The following is a 20240-nucleotide window of genomic DNA, read 5'->3' on the forward strand; positions in this document are numbered from 1 at the left end:
CAAAGGGGGAAGCGATGGAAACCGTGCTCACGGTGCTGCTGGTCAGGTTCGGCATCATCGCCGCCGTGGTCGTACTGCTCGGCCTGGCGCTGTTCGCCGTCGTGCTCTGGATGCGCAAGCACGGCCGGGGCGATCAGGCGCGGCAGCTGGCGGAGTTCGCGACAAGGCAGGTGCTCGACAACCGCAGGCGGCGGCGATGAGCGACGGCGAGGAACTGGCCCACCATCTGCTGAACGACCTGGTGCTCAAGGGCGCGATCCTGCTCGCCGCGGTCCTCGTCTTCGCGCTCGGCGCGCTGTTTCTGTGGCGCAGGCTCGGCCGCTGAACAGGAAAAAGCCCGGCCCCCTTGGGGGTGGAGCCGGGCTTTTTCGAGGTCTGGCGTCAGCGGCCCTGGTTGGCGACCGCGGCGGCGGCCTCCGCGGCGGCGGCCGGGTCGAGGTACGTGCCGCCGGCGGTGACCGGCTTCAGGTCCTCGGTCAGGTCGTAGCGCAGCGGGATGCCGGTGGGAATGTTGAGCCCGGCGATCGCCTCGTCGGTGATCCCGTCGAGATGCTTCACCAGCGCCCGCAGCGAGTTGCCGTGCGCGGCGACCAGCACCGTCTTGCCGGCGCGAAGGTCCGGCACGATCGCGGACTCCCAGTACGGCAGCAGCCGCGCGACCACGTCCTTGAGGCATTCGGTCAGCGGCGCGTCGGCGGCGTAGCGGGGGTCGGTGTCCTGGCTGTACTCGGTGCCGCGCTCGATCGGCGGCGGCGGCACGTCGTAGGAGCGGCGCCAGAGCATGAACTGCTCCTCGCCGAACTCGTCGCGGATCTCCTTCTTGTTCTTGCCCTGCAGGGCGCCGTAGTGGCGCTCGTTGAGCCGCCAGTCGCGCCGCACGTCGATCCAGTGCCGGTCGGCGACGTCGAGCGCGATGTTCGCGGTCGAGATCGCGCGGCGCAGCAGGGACGTGTGCACCACGTCGGGCAGCACGCGCTGCTCCGCGAGCAGCTCGCCACCCTTGCGCGCCTCGGCCCGGCCCTGTTCGGACAGGGGCACGTCGACCCAGCCGGTGAACAGGTTCTCCGCGTTCCACGTGCTCTGCCCATGCCGGAGCAGTACCAGCGTCCCAAGTTCGGCCATGCCACGAATTTAAACCGCCCCGCCGAGCGCCTCCGGCGCGGGTGACGACTTCTACGCACAGTGCGTTACCACCGGGTAACAGCAGCTTTCCGGCGACGGAACGGGTCGTGGATCATGACTCCGCTAAGTGACACTTGCTGCGTTGAGTTAACAGTCGTTAGGAATTTCACTCGAATGGAGTAACCAGTAGTCTTGTGATTACTGGTGGACATCTGACAAGTTGACTACGTCCCGCACCGCTGGATTCCACGCACTCCCCAGCGGCCCGCGGGGTACGACCGCAGCTCGTCTCCCCCCTGCCGAGCTGCGGCCCCGCCGGTCCCGTTGGCACTCCCCCTCGCCACCGGGCCCACAGCGGCGGGAGCGTCAGCGGGGCGGCTCGAGTTCGCGACTCCCCCTCCCTCGAGCCGTCCCGCCTGCTCCACCCGGAATCACTCTCGACCCGGCCTGCGTGGCGGTGCGGGTAGGGGAACCTGAGGCGGCCCCTGACTCCGGGATCGCCTCATCATGAATTCCCACCCGCCAGCCCGACCACCACCCCTGATGGACGCGCTCCGCGCGGCAGTGTTCCCACCACTTCGGCGCTGTCCTCGCCAGGAACCGCCCACCCGTCGCCCACCACCACCCTCAACGGACGCGCTGCGCGCGGCTCCGCCGATTCAACCCCCGGCGGTGCCAGCGCGCAGCCAACCGCAAGCGGCTCCGCCACTTCGAAAAGCGGCCTATGGGGCGACCTTCGCCCGGAACCAGCGTCGCCGGAGGGCGAACCACGTCAGCGCGCCGAGCGGGATCCCCGGCACGACGAGGAACGGCAGCACGGCGCCGACCACGCGCAGCACCCCGCCGCCGAAGCCCAGGAACCCGTGCCAGCCCGCCGCGAGTCCGGCGAGGAAGCCCGAAGCGGGCTCGGGCGCCGGTGGCGGGACCACCGGGGCGACCGTCGCGGTGATCATCACCGTCGACATGGCAACGCTGCTGGCGAGCGCGTTCTGCCGGGACTGCAAGGACTCCAGATCAGCCTCGCGCGAACTCAGCTCCGACTCCAGCGAGGTCAGGTCACTGATCGACCTCGCCTGGTCGAACAGCGCGCGCACCCGGTCGAGGCTGCGCCGCGCGGAGTCGATCCGCGAGGCCACGTCCACACTCTGGTCGGTCACGTCCTGCACGTTCTGCCGGACGCTGGTCACTTCACCGAGCCTGCCCAGCTGGTCGACCGCCGCGTCCAACCGGTCACTGGGCACGACGAGGTTCAGCGTGGACGAGTTCACGTCCGTCGTCTCCGAACCCGAGTACCCGCCCGCCGCGGCCGCGACCTGCCTGGCGCGGGCGGCGAAACCCCGCACGTCCGGCGCCACGATCGACAGCTCCGCCGTGCGCACCAACTGCCTGTCCTGACCGGTGACCGGCACGCTCGCCTGACTCTGCTGCCCCGGCACGGCCGCCTTCGCCCCGCCGCTGCTGTCCGGTGCCGCGGCCGCCGGTGCCTTCTGCGGAGCGATCGCTTCACTGCTCGACGAGTGGTTGCCGGTACATCCCGCCGTCAACGCCAGCAGGGCGAGCGCCCCGGCCAACGCGAATCTCGATCTCATCCCGTTCTCCCTCCAGTAGCGGCGGGAAGACGGGGCGAACGATCAACTCGGTTGCACGCGTCCGGTCACGAATCGGTCAGCGAGCCCGGCTCGTGCGGGCGCTCCGGCTCGACGAGGTGCTTGAACGCCTGCAGGTTCGCCAGCGACTCGCCGCGCGACACACGCCAGTCCCACTCGCGCTTGATCGACGTGGCGAAGCCGATCTCCAGGATCGTGTTGAAGTCACCGTCCGCGGCTTCGAGCACCTGGCCGAGGATCTTGTCCAGCTCCTCCTCGGTGACACTGTCCAGGCCGATCCTGCCGACCAGGTAGATGTCGCCGAGCGCGTCCACCGTGTAGTGCACGCCGTAGAGCTTCGCGTTGCGGCGCAACAGGAATCGGTACACCTCTTCGTGCGCCTCGTCGGGGCGGCGGCAGACGAAGGCCTCCACCGCGAAGGCGTGCGCCTGCGCGATGAGCCAGACGTTGGTCTGCAGCTTCTTGGTGCCGGGCAGGGTGACGAAGTAGCGGCCATCGGCCTTCTTGTCGTACGCCAGGCCCGCACCGTCCAGAGTGGACTGAACGATCTTGTCCACGCTCACACCGCCACCTCCGGGAGAATCGCGGCGCGGAAGGAATCCGCCGCCTCCCCATACGTTGCCAGCAGCGCGTCCGTCGTGCGCGCCCACGAAAAGCGCTGGGCGTGCTGCACCGCGTTGTCCGCCAGCTCGGCGCGCCGATCCGGCCGCAACGCCACGCTGCCGAGCGCCCCGGCCCAGTCGGCCGCGGAATGCGTCGGCACCAGCAGCCCCGACACGCCGTGCGCCACGGCCACCGGCAACCCGCCGACCTCGGCCGCGACGACAGGGGTGCCACAGGCCTGCGCCTCCAGCGCCACCAGCCCGAACGACTCGTTGTAGCTGGGCACCGCGACCACGTCCGCGGCCCGGTAGACCTCGGCGAGCATTTCCGCGTGCTGCGGCGGCAGGAACCTGGTCTGGCCCTCGATGCCGAGGTGCACGGCCAGCTCCTTCAGCGCCTGCGGCTGTTCGAGCCCCGAACCGGACGGGCCGCCGACGACCAGCACCACCAGCCTCTGCCGCAGCTCGGGCTGCTTCCGCAGCAGCTCGGCGGCGGCGTGCAGCAACACGTCCGGCGCCTTGAGCGGCTGGATGCGGCCCGCGAAGGCGAGCACAACGGCGTCATCCGGGAGGCCGAGCCGCTGCCGCGCGCCCGACCGCGAGCCCGGCGTGAACCGCCGCAGGTCGACGCCCGGTTCGACGGTGTGCACGGACTGGGGGTCGGCGTCGTACAGGCTCACGAGCTGGCGCGCCTCCACTGGCGTGTTCGCGACCAGGCAGTCGGCCTCGGCGACGACCTGCTCCTCGCCGATCACGCGGGTGCGCGGCTCCGGGCAGTCCCCCTCGGCGAGGGCGGCGTTCTTGACCTTGGCCAGCGTGTGCGCGGTGTGCACGAGCGGCACGCCCCAGCGGTCCCGCGCCAGCCAGCCGACCTGGCCGGACAGCCAGTAGTGCGAGTGCACGAGGTCGTAGTAGCCGGGCTCGTGGAAAGCCTCGGCGCGCAGCACGCCCGAGGTGAACGCGCACAGCTGCGCCGGCAGCTCGTCCTTGCCCAGCGGCTCGAACGGGCCGGCCGGGATGTGGCGCACCAGCACGCCCGGCGCCAGCTCGGCGACCGGCGGCTGTTCCGAGGATGTGGCCCTGGTGAAGACCTCGACGCTGATCCCGCGCCGCGCCATTTCGACCGCGGTATGCGTGATGTACACGTTCATCCCGCCGGCGTCCCCGGTGCCCGGTTGCTCCAGCGGCGACGTGTGCACCGACAGGACCGCGACTCTGCGCGGTCGAATCGTCGAGGTCCGCCGGGGTCCGCGCAGCGAGATCGTCACCCTGTTCACTCCCGTTGTGTCGTCCGCGCAAGGCGGAGGGCCCGCCTCTAACGACAACAGCGCCGGGCCCCCGACATCTTCCCAATGGAGTGAAGCGACTACAGCGCCGACTTCCCCTGCCACGCCGACCAGCTGACGAACCAGTCCGCGACATCCGAATTGACCGGACTGCCCAGCCGGGAGCCGGTGATCTCGACCGGATCGCCGATCAGCGCCGAGTCGAAGTAGTTCTTGGCGTCGGCCTCGAGCAGGTTGACGCAGCCGTGCGAGTTGTTGGTCTTGCCGATGGCGGCCGCGTTGTCCTGGTTCTCGTGGATGAACTCGCCGTGGTTGGAGATCCGGCAGGCCCACTTCTTGTTGACGTTGGTGTAGCCGTAGCGCGCGTTGTCGAAGATCGCGTGCGGCTCCTTCGTCATCACGATGAACGTGCCGTTGGGCGTGTTGCGGTTCACGTCGGAGTCGAGCCCGTTGCTGCACGGGTAGCTCTTGGCCAGCGAGCCGTTCCGGTAGACGTTCATCACGTGGTCCGGGGTGTGGATCTTGACCACCTGGTTGCGGCCGATCTTGAACTCGCTGGTCACGTCCGCGCGCGGGTACGCGCCGCCGCCGAGGTCCACCCCGTACAGCTTCGCGCCGACGGTGACCTTGGTGCCCGCGGGCCAGTACTCCTTCGGCCGCCAGTCCACCTGCCGGTCGGACAGCCAGCCCCAGGAGCCCTCGACGTTCTTGTCCGTCTCCAGCGTCAGCGCCTTCTCGACGGCCGCCTTGTTCGTGACGTCAGTGGTGAACTTCACGCTGACCGGCATCCCGACGCCCACCTCGGCGTCGTCGCCAGGGTTCACCGTGACGCGGACCTGGTTGGCCGGCGAGAGCGTGGTGAAGCTGCCGGTGAGCTGCACGGGTTTGTTGTCGCTGCCCGTCGCGCTCGCGGCATACGTGTACGTCTTGCCGTAGCCGAGGGTCTCGCTGCTCGTCCACACCGTGCGCTCGGCGTTGAGGGAGCCCTCGACGGCCTTGCCTTCGGCGTTGGTGAGCTTGACGTCGGTCAGCGTGCCGTCGGTGACCTTGACCGTCACCGGCTGCAGCACCGGGACGTCCTTCGCGTCGACGGCGGGCTCCGCCGTGAGCTTGGCCACCGGCTGGGCGGGAGTCGTCTGCTCGCCGCCGGTTCCCCCTTGCGTGCCCCCGCCGCCGCCCGAACACGCGGCCGCCAGCGCTCCCGCGCCCGCGACCACCGCACCTTTGACCAGCGTCCGCCTCTCGAACACGAAACCTCCCCACTCCGTCGATCCCCGACAGCTCCACCGGCGCCGGGCCTCCCCGCGTTACCGACGCTCCCCCGCTGGGAGTATTGGCGGCATGAGCAACCGAACTGCTGTGATCACCGGCGCCAGCGCCGGGATCGGCGAAGCCACCGCCCGTGCACTGGCCGGAGCCGGTTTCCACGTCGTGCTCGGTGCGCGCCGACTGGACCGCCTCGAGAAGTTGGCAGCCGAATTGTCCGGTACCGCACAGGTACTGGACGTGAGCGACCCCGCGTCGGTTGCCGCTTTTGTCCAGCAGATCCCAGAATGCCACGTCCTGGTCAACAACGCGGGCGGCGCACGCGGCCTCGAACGGGTCGTCGACGCCGACGAGGACCACTGGCGCTGGATGTGGGAGGTCAACGTCCTCGGCACGCTCCGGATGACGAAAGCCCTGCTGCCGAAGCTGATCGCCTCCGGTGACGGGCACGTCATCAGCGTCACCTCGATCGCCGGGCACGAGGTCTACGACGGCGGCTCCGGCTACACCTCGGCCAAGCACGCCCAGTCGGCGCTGCACCGCACGCTGCGCTCGGAGCACCTCGGCGAGCCGGTGCGGATCACCGAGATCATCCCGGGCATGGTCGAGACGGACTTCTCGGCCAACCGCTTCGACGGCGACACCGAGCGCGCGGCGAAGGTGTACCAGGGCGTGACCCCGCTGACGGCCGAGGACGTGGCCGAAGTGATCGCCTTCGCGGCCACGCGGCCTTCGCACGTGAACCTGGATTCGATCGTGCTCAAGCCGCGCGCCCAGCTCAACGGCACGCGGACATACCGCGAGAGCTAAGTTCTGTTTGTAAGTGGCGGAGCCGCTTGCGGTGGGCTGCGCGCTGGCACCGCCGGGGGTTGAATCGGCGGAGCCGCGCGCAGCGCGTCCGTTGCGGGTGGTGGTCGGCGACGGGTGGGCGGTTCCTGGCGAGGACAGCGCCGAAGTGGTGGGAACACTGCCGCGCGGAGCGCGTCCATCAGGGGTGGTGGTCGGGCTGGCGGGTGGGAATTCATGATGAGGCGATCCCGGAGTCAGCGGCCGCCTTGAATGTGGCTAGCCGCGCGCAGCGTGTCCGTTGAGGGTGGCGGTGGGAGACGGGTGGGGCCCCTACCCGCACCGCCACGCAAGCCACATTGGAAACTTCCCTAAATCGCGCAGTTGATCAGCAGCGGCTCGGGGTGGAGCGTGACACCGAAGCGTTCTCGGACGCCGTCACGCACCTCCCTGGCCAGCGCGAGCAGATCCTCCGTCGTGGCGTGGCCGCGGTTGGTCAGCGCGAGAGTGTGCTTGGTGGACAAGGAAACCCGGCCGCCAGGGCCCTGGTGTCCCTTGTCGAACCCGGCGTGCTGGATCAGCCAGGCGGCCGAGAGCTTCACGCCGCCATCGGCCGGGTAGCGCGGCGCCTCCGCGCCGATCCGCGCGAGGACGCCCTCGGCTTCGGCGTCGGGGATGATCGGGTTGGTGAAGAACGAGCCGGCGCTCCACGTGTCGTGGTCGGCCGCGTCGAGCACCATGCCCTTGCCGCGGCGCAGCTCCAGCACCGTCTTGCGGGCGTCGGCCGCAGGCACCCTGTCGCCGAGTTCCACGCCGAGAGCCCGCGCGAGTTCGGCGTAGCGCACCGGCGCGGACAGGCCGTCCGTGCGCAGCGCGAACCGCACGCTCAGCACGATCCCGGCGTTGGTGCCCTTCAGCACACTGGTCCGGTACGCGAAGCCGAGGTCGGCCGCGCTCATCGTGCGCACCTCGCCGGTGCGGCGGTCGTACAGCTCCACCGAGGTCAGCATGTCCGCGACCTCGCAGCCGTACGCGCCGACGTTCTGGATCGGCGTCGCGCCGACCGAACCGGGGATCCCGGAAAGGCATTCGAGCCCACCGAGCCCGGCCTCGACCACGGCCGCGACGAACTCGTCCCAGTTCTGCCCCGCGGCGACCTCGACCGAGTCCCCGTCGATCCGCCAGCCGCGGGTCGCGATCTTGATGACGGTGCCGTCGAACCCGGCGTCGCCGATCACGAGGTTGGAGCCACCGCCGAGCAGCAGCATCGGCTCACCGGCCCGGCGGACGGCGTCGAGCAGCTCTTCGGTGGTCTCGGCGACGACGAGACCGGCCGCGGGCCCACCGAGCCGGAGCGTCGTGTGGTCGGCGAGGACGTTCTGGGTTTTCACGGGTGCCACGGGTCCAAACGGTACTGTGTCGTGATATGGCATCCCGTATCGAGCACCGCGCCGAGTTCAGTCAAGGCGTGCCCGAGGTGTTCGCCGCACAGACAGGTGAGCCGGCGCTGCGTGCCCGGCTGCAGGAAATCGGCGGCGACAACGCGTCCTTGCTCGATTACACCGAAGGCCCGGCAGGCGTGCGTTTCCAGCTGCGCCAAGGCGTCGGCGCCGAAAAACTGCCGTCGGCGGTGCGGAAGCTGCACCGCGGCGACCTCTTCGTCGACCGGCACGAGCAGTGGCGGCTCGACGGCGAGCGCGCCACCGGCACGGCCAAGGCCACGGTGAGCGGGGTGCCCGGCGAGATCACCGCCCGCACGGAGCTGACCCCGGGCAACGGCGGCACGGTGTTGCGCATCACCGGCGAGGTGAAGATCAGCATCCCGATCGTCGGGGGCAAGCTGGAGGACTTCGTCGCGGACCAGATCACGAAACTGCTGGCTCGCGAAGCCGAGTACTCGGCCCAGTGGCTCGCCGGGTCCCACTAGGCACGCCGACCCGAGGAACCACCAACCCGAACCGCCTGCGACGCGTCGACCGCTTCCTGGCCTCCTCCCCCGAGGTGTCCACAGTGCTGCGACGCGCGGCGGACCCGCTCGTGGTGGATCTGGGGTACGGCGCGTCCGGCATCACGGCGTTCGAACTCGCGCAGCGGCTGCGCGGGGCGCATCCGCGTGTCCGGGTGCTCGGGCTCGAACTGGATCCGGAGCGGGTGGCGGCGGCGCTGCCCTTGGCGCGGCCGCCGTGGCTGGAGTTCCGCCGTGGCGGGTTCGAACTCGCGGGCACCGAGCCGGTCCTGGTGCGCGCCTTCAACGTGCTGCGCCAGTACGCGGAACACGAGGTGGCCGGTGCGTGGAAGACGGTCGTCGACGGGCTCGCGCCGGGCGGCCTGCTCGTCGAGGGCACCTGCGACGAGATCGGCAGGCTGTCCTCCTGGGTCACGGTCTCGGCCGACGGCCCGCGCCGGCTCACGTTGTCCTACAAGCTGAGCACGCTGGACCGACCGTCCACAGTGGCCGAACGACTGCCCAAAGTGCTGATCCACCGGAACGTCCCCGGCGAACCCGTGCATCGCTTTCTGTCCACAATGGATTCCTGCTGGGCGGCGGCCGCACCGCACGGCGCGTTCGGCGTCCGGTTCCGCTGGCTGGAGACAGTGCGTATGCTCACGGCGCGCTGGCCCGTGCTGGACGGACCGCGCCGCTGGCGGCTGGGCGAGGTGAGCGTGCCATGGCACAGCATCGCGCCGCTGTACTGAGCCGTTCGTTACTAATCCGACTACAGCCACGGCGGACATGGGTTGCTCCCAGCAACTCCGCTGCGGTTGGTGTCCGCCTACTTCCGGTCGGATTAGTAAATAGGGCTTTCCCTACTTGCGGGGCAGGGGCCGCCGGTACGGGTGATCCCGGAGTTCTCCCGGATATAGCGGGAAAAGCCTGTTGAGCGAGTGTCTCGCGGCGCCACGATCACGGCATGACAACCTTCGTCGGAACCAAGTACCAGGCAGTGATCACCCGGGACCCTGGCATCGTCGGCGCCTGCCGGGAACTGCGTCAGCGCGTGTTCTCCACCGAATTCGGCGCGGCCTCCGACGCCGACGAATTCGATGAACTCTGCGAGCATCTGGCAGTGCTACACGACGGCGAAGTCGTTGGCACGTACCGAATATTGCTCCCGGGGAGAAGCGAGAGACTCTATTCGGACATGGAGTTCGCCCTCGATGCGCTGAACCCGCTGCGGCCGGACCTCGTCGAGATCGGGCGATCCTGCGTGCACCCCGAGCACCGCTCGGGCGCGGTGATCAACCTGATGTGGTCGACCTTGGGCCGGTACGTGCACGCCGCGGGATACCGCCACCTGGCTGGTTGCGCGTCGGTCTCCCTCGCCGACGGCGGCGCCGCCGCGGGCGGCACCTGGCAATTGACCCGGGAGAAGCACTTCGCACCCGCCGAACTCCGTGTCGCTGCGCGACAACCGTGGATCCCGAGGCAACGGACCGCCGAGCGGCCGACCTACGCCGAGGTCCCGCCGCTGCTGCGCGGCTACCTGAGGCTCGGGGCGTGGGTGTGCGGGCCGCCGTCGCACGATCCCGAGTTCGACTGCGTGGACTTCTTCACGCTGCTGTCCTTCGACCGGGTCGGGCCGCGCTACCGGCGTTACTTCTTCGGAGACGGCGAATGAACACGTGGGCCATCTATTCACCGTGTACACCGCGCTGCGTCACCCGGACGCGACCTTCGGTCACGACAATTCGGACCGTGCGCAGATGGCAGGCGGTGACCTCGGTGCTGGCCGGGGCTTCCGCCGCCGTCCGCCGGGGTGATCTCCGCACCCCCGCGCGGCGGCTGCTCTCCGAACTGGACATCGACCTGACGACCGACACGGACCGGCTGAGCGTGCCGGGTGAGCGGGGCACGCTGCTGGTCGCGAACCACGTGTCCTGGCTGGACATCGTCGCCGCGCTGGCGGTCGAGCCGGTCGGATTCCTCGCGAAGCGCGAGATGCGGCAATGGCCGGTGCTCGGCGGTGTTGCCGTGCGAGCGGGCACCACGTTCATCGCGCGGGACGAACTGCGCGGGCTTCCCTTCGTGGTGTCCGATCTGACTTCGCTGCTGTTGTCCGGGCGGTCGGTGCTCGTGTTTCCCGAAGGCACCACCTGGTGCGGCCGCTGCCGTTCCGCGGACGGGGTTCCGGGCGGGGCCTTCCGTCGCGCGGCGTTCCAGGCGGCGATCGACGCGAGCGCGCTGATCCGGCCGGTGACGTTCGAGTACCGGCAGGGCGGTGAGCCCAGCACGGTGGCTTCGTTCGTCGGTGCGGACACGTTGTTCACGTCGATGCGGCGGGTCGCGCGGGCGGACGGGCTCGAAGTCCGCGTCACCGCGCACCCGGCGTTCGCCCCGGACGGCGACCGCCGCGAGCTCGCCGCCAGAGCGCGGGCGGGAGTCCACCAGGTCGCGCATGTTTGAGTTCCTGGGGAAGATCACCGACCTGCTGCAGGACACCCTCGACTCGCCTTGGCTGTGGCTGATCGTCTTCCTCGTGGCCGCGCTGGACGCGTTGCTGCCGTTCATGCCGAGCGAAACCACGGTGGTCACGGTCGCCGTGTTGCTGGGGCCGGACTGGCCGAAGCTCGCCGTGCTCGTGGTGGTCGCCGCGGTCGGCGCGTGGGCGGGCGACTGCCTCTCGCACTGGATCGGGCGCCGTGCCGGGCCGCCGATGCTCGCGCGCCTGCAGCGCGGCGAGTCGGGGCGTGCCCGCTACGAGTGGGCACGTGTCCAGGTCGACCGGCACGGCACGCTGCTGATCCTGGTCGCCCGGTACCTGCCGGGCGGGCGCGTCGCGAGCGGCCTTGCCACCGGGAGCATGGGCGTGCCGTGGCTGCGGTTCGCCGGACTCGACGCGCTGGGCGCCGGCATCTGGGCTGTATACAGCGTGTGTATCGGTTGTGCGGGCGGCGTGGGCTTCGCGGACCAGCCTGCCAAGGGGCTGTTGCTGTCCTTCGGGCTCGGCCTGCTGTTCGTCGGTCTGCTCGAGGTCGCCCGGCGGTTACGCTCACGGCATGCAGCACGCGGAATTCGTGGCGGAGATCGAAAAGCAGTCGAGCGCGCTCAGGACGGCGGCCGTCTCGGCAGGCCCGGACGCACCGGTGCCGACCTGCCCACGCTGGACTGTGAGCAGGCTCGTCGGGCACCTCGGGCGAGTGCAGTCGTGGGTGCGGAAAGCGCTCGCCGACCCGACCGGAGCCGACACCGATCCCGGCCGTCCGCCTGAGGACTGGGAAACCCTGCTGGCCTGGTTCGACGAGCAGCGCACCGGGCTGGTCGCCGAGCTGTCGGATCCGGAAAAGCCCGCCTGGCTGCCGTTCCCGAGGTACCCGAAGGTCGCGGCCTCGTGGGCGCGGCGGCAGGCGCACGAAGCGGCCATCCACCGTCTGGACGCCGAGCACGCGCTGGCGCCGGAGCCCGAGGTGAGCTACGGCGCGGAGTTCGCGGCGGACGGGGTGGACGAACTGATCGCCTTCATGGTCCCGGGCAGGCGCGACTGGACGAAGACCAGCGCGACGGGCTCGGTCGTGTTGTATGCAACCGATGTACAGCGTGGCTGGCGGGTGGATCTCGCGCCCGGCGTCCCACCCGAGATCCGGCCGGGCGAGGGCAGCGGCGACCTGACGATCACCGGCACCGCCGACCAGGTCTACCGCCGGGTCTGGGCCCGGCCCAGCGAGGCCACCGTCGTCGGCGACACGGAGCTGCTGGAGCCGATCGCCTCCCCCTGACCGCACCGGCACGGGCGCTACCAGGGAAGATGTCCTGGTGTCCGAACGACGTTATGTGATCACCTTCGGCTGTCCCGACCGCACCGGCATCGTCGCGCGCGTGTCCTCGTTCCTCGCGGACGCGGGCGGCTGGATCGTCGAGGCCGCCTACCACACCGACCCGGACACGGGCTGGTTCTTCACGCGCCAGGTGGTCCGGGCGGACTCGATGCCGTACAGCGCCGACGAGTTGCGCGCGCGCTTCGCGGAGGTCGCCCGCGCGCTGTCCGCCGAGTCGAACTGGCGTGTCGACGACACCGGCGAGCGTCGTCGCGCCGTGCTGCTGGTGTCGAAGGAAGGGCACTGCCTGTACGACCTGCTGGGCCGGGTCGCGTCCGGGGAACTCGACGTGGACATCAGCGCGGTGATCGGCAACCACGACTCGCTGGCGGGCATCACCAGGGCGCACGGCATCCCGTTCCACCACGTGCGGTTCCCGTCCGGGGACAAGGCGGCGGCGTTCGCCGAGGTGCGCAAGCTCGTCGACGAACACGATCCGCATGCCATCGTGCTGGCGCGCTTCATGCAGATCCTCCCGCCGGATCTGTGCGCGGCGTGGACCGGCCGGGCGCTGAACATCCATCACAGCTTCCTGCCGTCGTTCGTCGGCGCGCGCCCGTACCACCAGGCGCACCGGCGCGGGGTGAAGCTGATCGGGGCCACCTGCCACTACGTCACGGCGGATTTGGATGCCGGGCCGATCATCGAACAGGACGTGATCCGCGTCGACCACGGCGACACGGTGCCGGACCTGGTCCGCAAGGGCCGGGACATCGAGAAGGTCACCCTGGCCCGCGGACTGCGCTGGCACCTCGAGGGCCGCGTGCTGGTGCACGGCAACCGCACGGTCGTCTTTTAGCCGAACACGAGCCAGGTTCCGGCGACCAGCACGGCGTAGCCGAGTGCGGCGGCCCAGACGAGCCTGGTCTTCCGTTGCTCGGGCCAGGTCGTGTAGCGCAGCAGCCAGGCGAACGCGGGAAGCACCAGGATTCCGTGCATGGCAACGAAATGCACGGGTTTGAGCGCGCCGGCCGTGGTGTAGGCGAGCTGTGGTTCGCCGCCGCGGGAAAGGCTGACCCCGTCGGCGATCATGATCGCGCCCACCGCGAGCGCGGCGATCAGCACGACGAGGCCGGCCCGCAAGGCAAGCAGCATGCTGGGCGCGAGCCCACTGCTCGCGCGGAGCGCGACCACCGTGAAGCCGAGGACGGTCACGATGATCACTCCGCCGCCGAGCGCGAGCATCATCGAGACGGTCGAGTCGAACCCGGTCTCGAAGTTGAAGTGCGACGGCACCCCGCGCCAGACCTGCATGGTCACGAGCGTCACCTCGAGCACGCTGACCGCCGTGAACAGCCCGAGTAACACTGTGCGCGTACGCGGCCGCATGGTCAGGAACGACGTCGCCCATGCCAGGGTCGCCAGCGTGAGCCCGAAGGACAACCCGAAGGTCATCGCCTTCCGGTAGGACAGCGGCCCTTCCCACGTCGTGCCGGACGCGACGAGCACGACGAGATGGACCAGACCACTGAGGAAGAGGACGGCAGCGACCGCATACGCGGTGCGCTCGACCGGCCTCACCTGCTGCTTCACCCGCTGAAGAGTCATGCGGAAATCGTCCGCGCGCGGGAGCCGGAAGGCGTCCGTCGAGGAACGACTCTTCCGCCTACGCCCGGTTCCGTACAACGCGGGCGAGCAAGTACGTCGACGCCGTCCTGCGCGGCTAGAGCTTGACGAGCATCTTGCCGGTGTTGGCGCCGTCGAGGAGGTCGAGGAAGGCTTGCGGCGCGTTGCGCAGGCCTTCCACGACGGTCTCCTCGTAGCGCAGCTTGCCGTCCCGGACCAGCGGCGCGACCTCGGACACGAACTGCCCGTGCAGGTCGTAGTGGTCACCGACGAGGAACCCGCGGATCGTCAGCCGCTTGCCGACGATCTGCATCATGTTCCGCGGCGCGGCAGGCGGTTCGGTGGCGTTGTAGATCGAGATCATCCCGCAGATCGCGAACCGGGCGTGCAGGTTGGCCTGGGCGATCGCCGCTTCCAGGTGCTCCCCGCCGACGTTGTCGAAGTAGACGTCGATACCGTCCGGCGCGGCGGCTTCGAGCTGTTCGGCGACCGGGCCGTCCTTGTAGTTGAACGCCGCGTCGAACCCGAGGTCGTCGGTGAGGTGCTTGACCTTCTCGGTCGAACCGGCGCTGCCCACGACCCGCGAGGCGCCCTTCAGCTTGGCGAGTTGGCCCACCATCGAACCGACCGCACCAGCCGCGCCGGACACGAAAACCACGTCCCCGGCCTGGAACTTCGCCACGTCGAGCAGCCCTGCGTACGCGGTCAGGCCCGTCATGCCGAGCACGCCGAGATACGTGCTCACCGGCACGACGCCGGGATCCACCTTCGAGACCTTGTCCGCGGCGAGGACGGCGTGCGAACGCCAGCCGTACTGGTGCACCACGGTGTCACCGGGGCGGACACTGTCCACGGTGGACTCGAGCACCTCGCCGACGGCGCCGCCCTGCATGACCTTGCCCACCTCGAAAGGCGCCACATAGGACTTGGCCGCGCTCATCCGGCCACGCATGTACGGGTCGACACTGATGAACTGGTTGCGCACCAGCACTTCGCCGGGGCCGGCGTCCGGCACTTCGGTGTCCACAATGGAAAAGTTGTCCGGCGTCGGCCGCCCGGTCGGACGGGACGCGAGCCGGATCTCGGTCGCGGTGGTGCTCACCGTGGAACTCCCTACGTCGATGGCGCAGGAGTGCGTACCCCTGCGCCATCGACCTTAAGCGAGTTCCGCGAGCTTGCCGAGGACGCCGTCGTAGATGCGCTTGAGGCCACCGGGCGCGAACGTCTTCTCGAAGAAGCCGCCGATGCCGCCGGCGCCCTGCCAGCTGGTCTCGATCCGCACCACGCTGCGGTCACCCGAAGGACGGACCGTCCACGTGGTGACCATCGTCGAGTTGGCGTCGGTCTCCACCAGCGTGCCCTGCTCCGGCTCGGTCACCGTGGCGGCGACGTCACGCACCCGCTTCGAGGTGGCCTGCAGCTTCCAGCGCGCCTTCGTGCCCGCGCCGGTGCCGCCCTCGGTGACCTCGTAATCCCGGTACTGCTCGGTCAGGATCTTGGGCCGGGTGTCGGCGTAGTCGGCGACCAGCGTGCGCACCTTCTCCGCCGGCGCGTCGATCGTCCGCTCCGCGACCGCCGTGACCTTTGCCATTTTTCGCTCCCCGATTTCGTCGTGGTCCTCGACCGCGACTCTAGTTACCCGGCGAGACCCTGTTTGCTCAGCCAGTCCTTCGCGACGTCGGTGACCGCGTCCCCGTCCGAATCGACCTGCTTGTTCAGCTCGCGCAGTTCGTCGGTGGTCAGCTTGGCGCTGACCGCGTTGACCGCGGCCTGGAAGTCCGGCCCGCGCTCGTCGGCGACCTTCTTGTTCACCGCGGGCACGATGTTCTCGGTGGCCACGATGCTCAGGTCGTCCTGCAGCACGGTGTACGACGGGTCGTCGGCCAGCGGGCTGACCGAGTCGACCGGGATGACCGTGACCGCGCCGGAGTCCAGCTGGGTGCGGCGGGGGCCGGCCTCCTGGATGCTCTGGAACGTGACGTTCAGCTTGTAGGTGTCGCGGAAGCCGACGAAGCAGTTCGCGCGCGTCTCGCACTCGGGCGGGCCGCCGAGCACCACCTTGTCCAGCTTCTTCAGGTCACTGATCTTGGTCAGCCCCTGGGACTTGGCCAGGTCCGACTTCACGATGTAGGTGTTCTTGTTCTCCGCCGGGGCGTAGTCGAACAGCACCACGTTCGACGGCGCGAGCAGCTCGGCGAGCTTCGCGTGCTCCGACGCGGGATCCTTCGGGGCTTCCTGGTTGAAGCCCGAGCTGATCGCCGCGCCCTGGTACTCGGGGATGAACTGCAGCTCGCCCGACTTCAGCGACGGGTACACCAGCTCGCGCGAGCCGATGTTGAACTGCCGCTTGACCGGGTAGCCCTTCGCCTCCAGCGCCTGCGAGTACAGCTCGGCGAGGATCTGGCTGTCGGTGAAGTTGAACGACGCGACGACGATCGGGTCCCCGCCCTTGCCGGGCGCCGCCGAATTGTCGCTGCTGCCGCCACAAGCGGCCAGGCCGAGCACTGCCGCGGCAGCCACCACCGCGATCTTGAGGCTACGGGTCCAGCGCATGGGTTCTTCCTCCCTTAGAACGACATGAAGACCCTAGCGGCGATCACCGACAACTGCGCCCTCTGTTACCAATCCGACTGCAGCCACGGCGGAAATGGGTGTCGACATGCAGGTCGGCTGCGGCCCGCATCCGCCTTCTTTCGGTCGGATTGGTAACCACAATCTGAGAAAAGCACCCCAGCGCGCCCTATGCTTCCCCAGTGGGCGAATACGTGCTGGCCGAATCGTCGCGGCCGCTGTTCGAGTGGCGCTGGGTGGAGCGCAATGCCGACCACATCTTCCAGCGCCTGGGCGAACACCTCGCGCTGACCGCGACGGCACTGGCGGTCGGCCTCGTCGTCTCGATCGCGCTGGCGGTGCTTTCCTTGCGCTGGCGGTGGTTCTACCCGGTGGCACTGTCCACGGCCGGCGCGCTGTACGTCATCCCGAGCCTCGGCGCATTCGCGTTGCTCGTGCCGTTCTTCGGGCTGTCGTTCACCACTGCCGTGATCCCGCTGGCGACGTACACCCTGCTGATCCTCCTGCGCAACATCGTGACCGGCATCCAGCAGGTGCCCGGTGACGTGCGCGAGGCCGCGGTCGGGATGGGCTTCACCCGCGCGAAGCTGTTGGTACGGGTGGAACTTCCGCTGGCGCTGCCGGTGGTGATCGCCGGGCTGCGGGTGGCCGCGGTGACGACCATCGGGCTGGTGACGGTCACCTCGATGCTCGGCATGGGCGGGCTCGGCTACTTCATCCGGCAGGGCATCCAGACCGCGACCCCCAACCCGACCGCGATCATCGTCGGGATCGGGTTGTCGATCGTGCTGGCGGTGGTGGTGGACTTCCTGCTGTGGCTGTCCGAACGGGCGCTGGCTCCGTGGGCGAGGAAGGGGCGCGCGTGAGCAACATCTTCGGCGAGGCGTGGGACTGGCTGGGCGAGCCGAACCGGTGGAGCTGGTCGGATCCGGCCGGCATCCCGTACCGCACGGTCGAGCACCTGGGGTTCTCCGCGCTGTCGCTCGTGGTCGCGGCGGCGCTGACGATCCCGCCCGCGCTGTGGCTCGCGCACTACCGGCGCGCGGCGTTCCTGGCCAGCAGCGTCGTGAACATCGGCCGTGCGATCCCGAGTTTCGGGCTGATCATCCTGTTCTGGTACCTGGCCAGCCGGTGGGAACTGAACACCTCGTTCTGGCCGCTGCTGATCGCGCTGGTCGCGCTCGCCATGCCGCCGCTGTTCACGAACACGTACGCGGGCGTGATCTCGGTGGACGCCGACGCGGTCGACGCCGCGCGCGGAACCGGCTACCGCGAACGCCAGATCATGTTCGGGATCGAGCTGCCGCTCGCGCTGCCCGTGATCCTCGCCGGGGCCCGGGTTTCCTTCCTGCAGCTCGTCGCGACGGTCGCGATCGGCGCGATCGTCAACAACGGCGGTGGCCTCGGCCGCTACATCGTCGACGGGTTCGCCCAGGGCGTCGGCGGCTACGGCGAGATCCTCGCGGGCGGCGTGGCGGTGATCGTGCTGGCCCTGCTGTGCGAAGGGATTTTCTCGCTGATCACTCGCTTTGCCGTGCCGCGCGGGCTGCGCGTGGAGACCACGCGGCAGCCGCAAATGTCGTGACAGCGCGGAGTTTCCCGGTACGCAACGCGTCCACGAGCCGGGTGACTTCCGGGCCCAGCGGCCGGTCCTCCACCACGGCGGGCACCACTTCGCTGAGCTGCCGGTAGACCTCGGCGAGCGCGGGCGCCGGTTCCTTCGCGCGCAGTGTGTGGGCCTGGTGCGCGGTGATCAGTTCGCAGGCGGTGATCACGTCGAGGTGCACAACGGCTGTATACAACTGGTATGCAGCCTCGGCGGCGAACACCTGCACGTCTTCCTGACCGGCCGACGTGTCGAGCGCCCCGAGTGACGCGGGTGCAACGTGCATACGCATTGCATGCAGCTCGCCTACAGCACGTTTGTGCAGCGGCGCCAGGCCGGCGTTGGGCCCTGGCCGCGGAGTCAGCTGCGGGGTCAGCCCGCTGAAGCGTTCGTCGAGCATCCGGTGCATGCGCTGCACACCGACCTCGGCCACGTGCACCAGCGCGGCCTTGGCGGCGTCCATGCGGAGGCCGAGCTCGGCGGCGTGAAAACCGGCGGTCGACACGAACTCGCCGTCCACGAAAGCGGGCGAATCCGTTGGGGCGCTTAGGAAGCGTCGCGCCGCATCTTCGAGTTCGACGAGCGTTCGCCGGGCGTGGGCGATCGCTTGCGGCCCGACGCGGAGGGAAACCGGGGCCTGCACGACGCCGTCCCGGAGCACACCGCCGTCGGCCGCATCGCGGACACACGCGAGTACATCCGCGAGGACGCTGTCGCTCCCGGCGAGCTCTGGCCGGTAGATCCCGCGCGGCGCGCCCAGCACATCAACGGCCGTCGTAACGCACAGAAGCTGTCGATCGACGGCGTCGAACCCTTGCGCGGCAAGCAAAACAGCCTGCGCGGCGGTGATCGGCGCCCCTTGGATGAAGCTCAGGCCCTCCTTCGGTCCCGGGCGATACGGCTCGACTCCCCTGTCCGCCAACGCCTGGGACGCCGGGATTTGCCGCCCGTCTTCGAGCACCGTGCCGATGCCGAGGAAGGTCTGGAACGCATGGGACAGCGCGAGAATCTCCCCGGCCGAGCCGAGCCCGGTGGCCGGGACGGCCGGGACGAACCCGTCGTTCAACCTGTCCACGAGGAACCGCACCGCGTCCGCGCTCGCCCCTGTCTCCGGGGTGAGAAACCCACGCAGGCGCACGGCGAACAGCGCCCGGACCTCTTCCGCAGACAGCCACGGAGGCCCGCCGACAGCACGTCCGATGAGCAACCGCGCCTGGTGCTCGGCCTGTTCGTCGGCCGTGAGCGCGGTGCTCGAAAGCCGCCCCATGCCTGTATTCACGCCGTACACAGGTTGCATACAATCTGTGAGCACGGTGAGTGCAGCCTGCCGCTGGGCTGCGACCTGCACGAGAAGGCGTTCGTCCAGTACTACGCGCGCGCCTCGCGCGATGAGCCGGATGGCCGCCGGATCCAGGTCCTCGGGTCCGCGGACGAGGACGGTCACTCGACCGGCTTCGCCAGGCCCTCGATGACCTCGGCCCCGGGCAGCGAAGCGAGCGCAGCGCCGGTGATCAGCAGTTTCCCGCCGCGGATGCCGCTCCCGATGATCAACTCCGGCGAGTCCGCCACGGCCTTGTCGATCAGGATCGGCCACTCACCGGGCAGCCCGACCGGGGTGATCCCGCCGTAGGCCATGCCCGTCAGCTCGACCGCTTCGTCCATCGGCGCGAAGGAAGCCTTGCGCACATCCAGCCTGCGCTTGATCACGCCGTTCACGTCGGCACGCGTCGTGGCCAGGATGAGCGCCGCCGCGAACCGCACCTCGCCCGACCGCTTGCCCGCCACGACGACGCAGTTCGCGGAAGCCGATAGCGGCGACGAGTACGCCTCGCAGAAAGCCGCGGTGTCCGCCAGCTCCGGGTCGATCTCGACGACGCCGACCTCCGACTCGTCCAGCGAAGTGATCGCCTTGGCCACGGGCTCGGCGAGCAGGTCGCTCCGCTGCGAAACGGGCTGGACGATCAGTGTTCCCGCGATGCTCCAGTTCCTCATGGACACGAGGCTAGCGGCGGGC

At 69.6% G+C, this 20240-nt stretch carries 23 protein-coding genes and 1 pseudogene; 12 read left to right on the plus strand and 12 right to left on the minus strand.

What is annotated here, in order from left to right; genetic code table 11:
- Nucleotides 1-14 precede the first annotated feature (14 nt).
- Both FPZ12_RS06370 and FPZ12_RS46830 read left to right on the plus strand, forming a co-directional pair.
- A complete protein-coding gene (locus FPZ12_RS06370; protein WP_144760347.1) occupies nt 15-200 on the plus strand; it encodes a hypothetical protein in 186 nt (61 codons plus the stop codon).
- The gene (locus FPZ12_RS46830) at nt 197-325 is read left to right on the plus strand and encodes a hypothetical protein (protein ID WP_279537772.1); all 129 of its coding nucleotides are present in this window, start codon (nt 197-199) and stop codon (nt 323-325) included. Before FPZ12_RS06370 ends, FPZ12_RS46830 begins: the two co-directional genes overlap by 4 nt.
- Nucleotides 326-381: 56 nt before the next feature.
- On the opposite strand, the gene FPZ12_RS06375 is transcribed toward FPZ12_RS46830, so the two are convergent.
- The 5 genes from FPZ12_RS06375 to FPZ12_RS06395 form a co-directional block, all read right to left on the minus strand.
- Entirely contained in the window at nt 382-1122 is a 741-nt protein-coding gene (locus tag FPZ12_RS06375; protein ID WP_144760344.1) for a phosphoglyceromutase, read from the minus strand.
- A gap of 722 nt (nt 1123-1844) precedes the next feature.
- The gene (locus FPZ12_RS06380; protein WP_144760341.1) at nt 1845-2711 is read right to left on the minus strand and encodes a DUF4349 domain-containing protein; all 867 of its coding nucleotides are present in this window, start codon (nt 2709-2711) and stop codon (nt 1845-1847) included.
- A gap of 65 nt (nt 2712-2776) precedes the next feature.
- Nucleotides 2777-3292, minus strand: a complete 516-nt coding sequence (locus FPZ12_RS06385; RefSeq protein WP_144760338.1) for a type III secretion system chaperone family protein — start codon at nt 3290-3292, stop codon at nt 2777-2779.
- A complete protein-coding gene (gene mshA / locus FPZ12_RS06390; RefSeq protein ID WP_424923575.1) occupies nt 3289-4599 on the minus strand; it encodes a D-inositol-3-phosphate glycosyltransferase in 1311 nt (436 codons plus the stop codon). Before mshA ends, FPZ12_RS06385 begins: the two co-directional genes overlap by 4 nt.
- A gap of 98 nt (nt 4600-4697) precedes the next feature.
- Nucleotides 4698-5867, minus strand: a complete 1170-nt coding sequence (locus tag FPZ12_RS06395; RefSeq protein WP_150980199.1) for a L,D-transpeptidase — start codon at nt 5865-5867, stop codon at nt 4698-4700.
- Nucleotides 5868-5958: 91 nt separating this feature from the next.
- On the opposite strand from FPZ12_RS06395, the gene FPZ12_RS06400 reads away from it, so the two are divergent.
- The gene (locus FPZ12_RS06400) at nt 5959-6693 is read left to right on the plus strand and encodes an SDR family oxidoreductase (protein ID WP_150980201.1); all 735 of its coding nucleotides are present in this window, start codon (nt 5959-5961) and stop codon (nt 6691-6693) included.
- A 347-nt stretch (nt 6694-7040) separates the two neighbouring features.
- Here FPZ12_RS06400 and FPZ12_RS06405 read toward each other — a convergent pair whose 3' ends face one another.
- A complete protein-coding gene (locus FPZ12_RS06405) occupies nt 7041-8069 on the minus strand; it encodes a UDP-N-acetylmuramate dehydrogenase (RefSeq protein WP_243769696.1) in 1029 nt (342 codons plus the stop codon).
- Between the two features lie 26 nt (nt 8070-8095).
- On the opposite strand from FPZ12_RS06405, the gene FPZ12_RS06410 reads away from it, so the two are divergent.
- The 7 genes and pseudogenes from FPZ12_RS06410 to purU all read left to right on the plus strand — a co-directional run bounded on the left by FPZ12_RS06410 (nt 8096) and on the right by purU (nt 13282).
- The gene (locus FPZ12_RS06410) at nt 8096-8596 is read left to right on the plus strand and encodes a DUF2505 domain-containing protein (protein WP_144746494.1); all 501 of its coding nucleotides are present in this window, start codon (nt 8096-8098) and stop codon (nt 8594-8596) included.
- Nucleotides 8575-9366 (plus strand): class I SAM-dependent methyltransferase, encoded by a 792-nt coding sequence (locus FPZ12_RS06415; RefSeq protein ID WP_144746496.1) that lies wholly within the window; start codon nt 8575-8577, stop codon nt 9364-9366. Before FPZ12_RS06410 ends, FPZ12_RS06415 begins: the two co-directional genes overlap by 22 nt.
- A 215-nt stretch (nt 9367-9581) precedes the next feature.
- Nucleotides 9582-10289: a GNAT family N-acetyltransferase gene (locus tag FPZ12_RS06420; protein WP_144746498.1), complete on the plus strand. Its 708-nt coding sequence runs from the start codon at nt 9582-9584 to the stop codon at nt 10287-10289.
- Between the two features lie 77 nt (nt 10290-10366).
- Nucleotides 10367-11074, plus strand: a complete 708-nt coding sequence (locus FPZ12_RS06425; RefSeq protein WP_144746499.1) for a lysophospholipid acyltransferase family protein — start codon at nt 10367-10369, stop codon at nt 11072-11074.
- 103 nt (nt 11075-11177) lie between these two features.
- Nucleotides 11178-11540, plus strand: a pseudogene (locus FPZ12_RS47190) (DedA family protein); the annotation flags it as partial.
- Between the two features lie 127 nt (nt 11541-11667).
- Complete coding sequence (locus FPZ12_RS06435) at nt 11668-12384, plus strand: maleylpyruvate isomerase family mycothiol-dependent enzyme (RefSeq protein ID WP_144746501.1); 717 nt, start codon at nt 11668-11670, stop codon at nt 12382-12384.
- Between the two features lie 37 nt (nt 12385-12421).
- The gene (purU, locus tag FPZ12_RS06440; protein ID WP_341771206.1) at nt 12422-13282 is read left to right on the plus strand and encodes a formyltetrahydrofolate deformylase; all 861 of its coding nucleotides are present in this window, start codon (nt 12422-12424) and stop codon (nt 13280-13282) included.
- Here purU and FPZ12_RS06445 read toward each other — a convergent pair.
- From FPZ12_RS06445 to FPZ12_RS06460, 4 genes are all read right to left on the minus strand, one after another.
- The gene (locus tag FPZ12_RS06445) at nt 13279-14031 is read right to left on the minus strand and encodes a hypothetical protein (RefSeq protein ID WP_144746503.1); all 753 of its coding nucleotides are present in this window, start codon (nt 14029-14031) and stop codon (nt 13279-13281) included. The genes purU and FPZ12_RS06445 overlap by 4 nt on opposite strands.
- A gap of 115 nt (nt 14032-14146) precedes the next feature.
- On the minus strand, nt 14147-15151 hold the full coding sequence (locus FPZ12_RS06450) for an NADP-dependent oxidoreductase (protein WP_144746505.1): 1005 nt from the start codon (nt 15149-15151) through the stop codon (nt 14147-14149).
- Nucleotides 15152-15205: 54 nt separating this feature from the next.
- Nucleotides 15206-15640 (minus strand): SRPBCC family protein, encoded by a 435-nt coding sequence (locus FPZ12_RS06455; protein ID WP_144746507.1) that lies wholly within the window; start codon nt 15638-15640, stop codon nt 15206-15208.
- 44 nt (nt 15641-15684) lie between these two features.
- The gene (locus FPZ12_RS06460; RefSeq protein WP_144746509.1) at nt 15685-16602 is read right to left on the minus strand and encodes an ABC transporter substrate-binding protein; all 918 of its coding nucleotides are present in this window, start codon (nt 16600-16602) and stop codon (nt 15685-15687) included.
- Nucleotides 16603-16802: 200 nt separating this feature from the next.
- Between FPZ12_RS06460 and FPZ12_RS06465 the strand changes: the two genes are divergently transcribed.
- Entirely contained in the window at nt 16803-17486 is a 684-nt protein-coding gene (locus FPZ12_RS06465; RefSeq protein WP_144746511.1) for an ABC transporter permease, read from the plus strand.
- A complete protein-coding gene (locus FPZ12_RS06470; protein WP_243769697.1) occupies nt 17483-18205 on the plus strand; it encodes an ABC transporter permease in 723 nt (240 codons plus the stop codon). The genes FPZ12_RS06465 and FPZ12_RS06470 overlap by 4 nt, the downstream gene beginning before the upstream one ends.
- On the opposite strand, the gene FPZ12_RS06475 is transcribed toward FPZ12_RS06470, so the two are convergent.
- Nucleotides 18141-19670: an aromatic amino acid lyase gene (locus FPZ12_RS06475; protein ID WP_279537773.1), complete on the minus strand. Its 1530-nt coding sequence runs from the start codon at nt 19668-19670 to the stop codon at nt 18141-18143. The two genes, FPZ12_RS06470 and FPZ12_RS06475, sit on opposite strands and share 65 nt — an antisense overlap.
- A complete protein-coding gene (locus FPZ12_RS06480; protein ID WP_144746513.1) occupies nt 19667-20218 on the minus strand; it encodes a YbaK/EbsC family protein in 552 nt (183 codons plus the stop codon). The genes FPZ12_RS06475 and FPZ12_RS06480 overlap by 4 nt, the downstream gene beginning before the upstream one ends.
- Nucleotides 20219-20240: the final 22 nt, after the last annotated feature.

It is taken from the genome of Amycolatopsis acidicola (assembly GCF_007713735.2).
Classification (GTDB): Bacteria; Actinomycetota; Actinomycetes; order Mycobacteriales; family Pseudonocardiaceae; genus Amycolatopsis_E; species Amycolatopsis_E acidicola.

What these genes read in the sequence shown, in the direction of transcription:
- FPZ12_RS06370 (WP_144760347.1), top strand. Translation starts at nt 15, where the DNA reads ATGGAAACCGTGCTCACGGTGCTGCTGGTCAGGTTCGGCATCATCGCC.
- FPZ12_RS46830 (WP_279537772.1), top strand. Translation starts at nt 197, where the DNA reads ATGAGCGACGGCGAGGAACTGGCCCACCATCTGCTGAACGACCTGGTG.
- FPZ12_RS06375 (WP_144760344.1), bottom strand. Translation starts at nt 1,122, where the DNA reads ATGGCCGAACTTGGGACGCTGGTACTGCTCCGGCATGGGCAGAGCACG.
- FPZ12_RS06380 (WP_144760341.1), bottom strand. Translation starts at nt 2,711, where the DNA reads ATGAGATCGAGATTCGCGTTGGCCGGGGCGCTCGCCCTGCTGGCGTTG.
- FPZ12_RS06400 (WP_150980201.1), top strand. Translation starts at nt 5,959, where the DNA reads ATGAGCAACCGAACTGCTGTGATCACCGGCGCCAGCGCCGGGATCGGC.
- FPZ12_RS06410 (WP_144746494.1), top strand. Translation starts at nt 8,096, where the DNA reads ATGGCATCCCGTATCGAGCACCGCGCCGAGTTCAGTCAAGGCGTGCCC.
- FPZ12_RS06420 (WP_144746498.1), top strand. Translation starts at nt 9,582, where the DNA reads ATGACAACCTTCGTCGGAACCAAGTACCAGGCAGTGATCACCCGGGAC.
- FPZ12_RS06435 (WP_144746501.1), top strand. Translation starts at nt 11,668, where the DNA reads ATGCAGCACGCGGAATTCGTGGCGGAGATCGAAAAGCAGTCGAGCGCG.
- FPZ12_RS06445 (WP_144746503.1), bottom strand. Translation starts at nt 14,031, where the DNA reads ATGACTCTTCAGCGGGTGAAGCAGCAGGTGAGGCCGGTCGAGCGCACC.
- FPZ12_RS06455 (WP_144746507.1), bottom strand. Translation starts at nt 15,640, where the DNA reads ATGGCAAAGGTCACGGCGGTCGCGGAGCGGACGATCGACGCGCCGGCG.
- FPZ12_RS06460 (WP_144746509.1), bottom strand. Translation starts at nt 16,602, where the DNA reads ATGCGCTGGACCCGTAGCCTCAAGATCGCGGTGGTGGCTGCCGCGGCA.
- FPZ12_RS06480 (WP_144746513.1), bottom strand. Translation starts at nt 20,218, where the DNA reads ATGAGGAACTGGAGCATCGCGGGAACACTGATCGTCCAGCCCGTTTCG.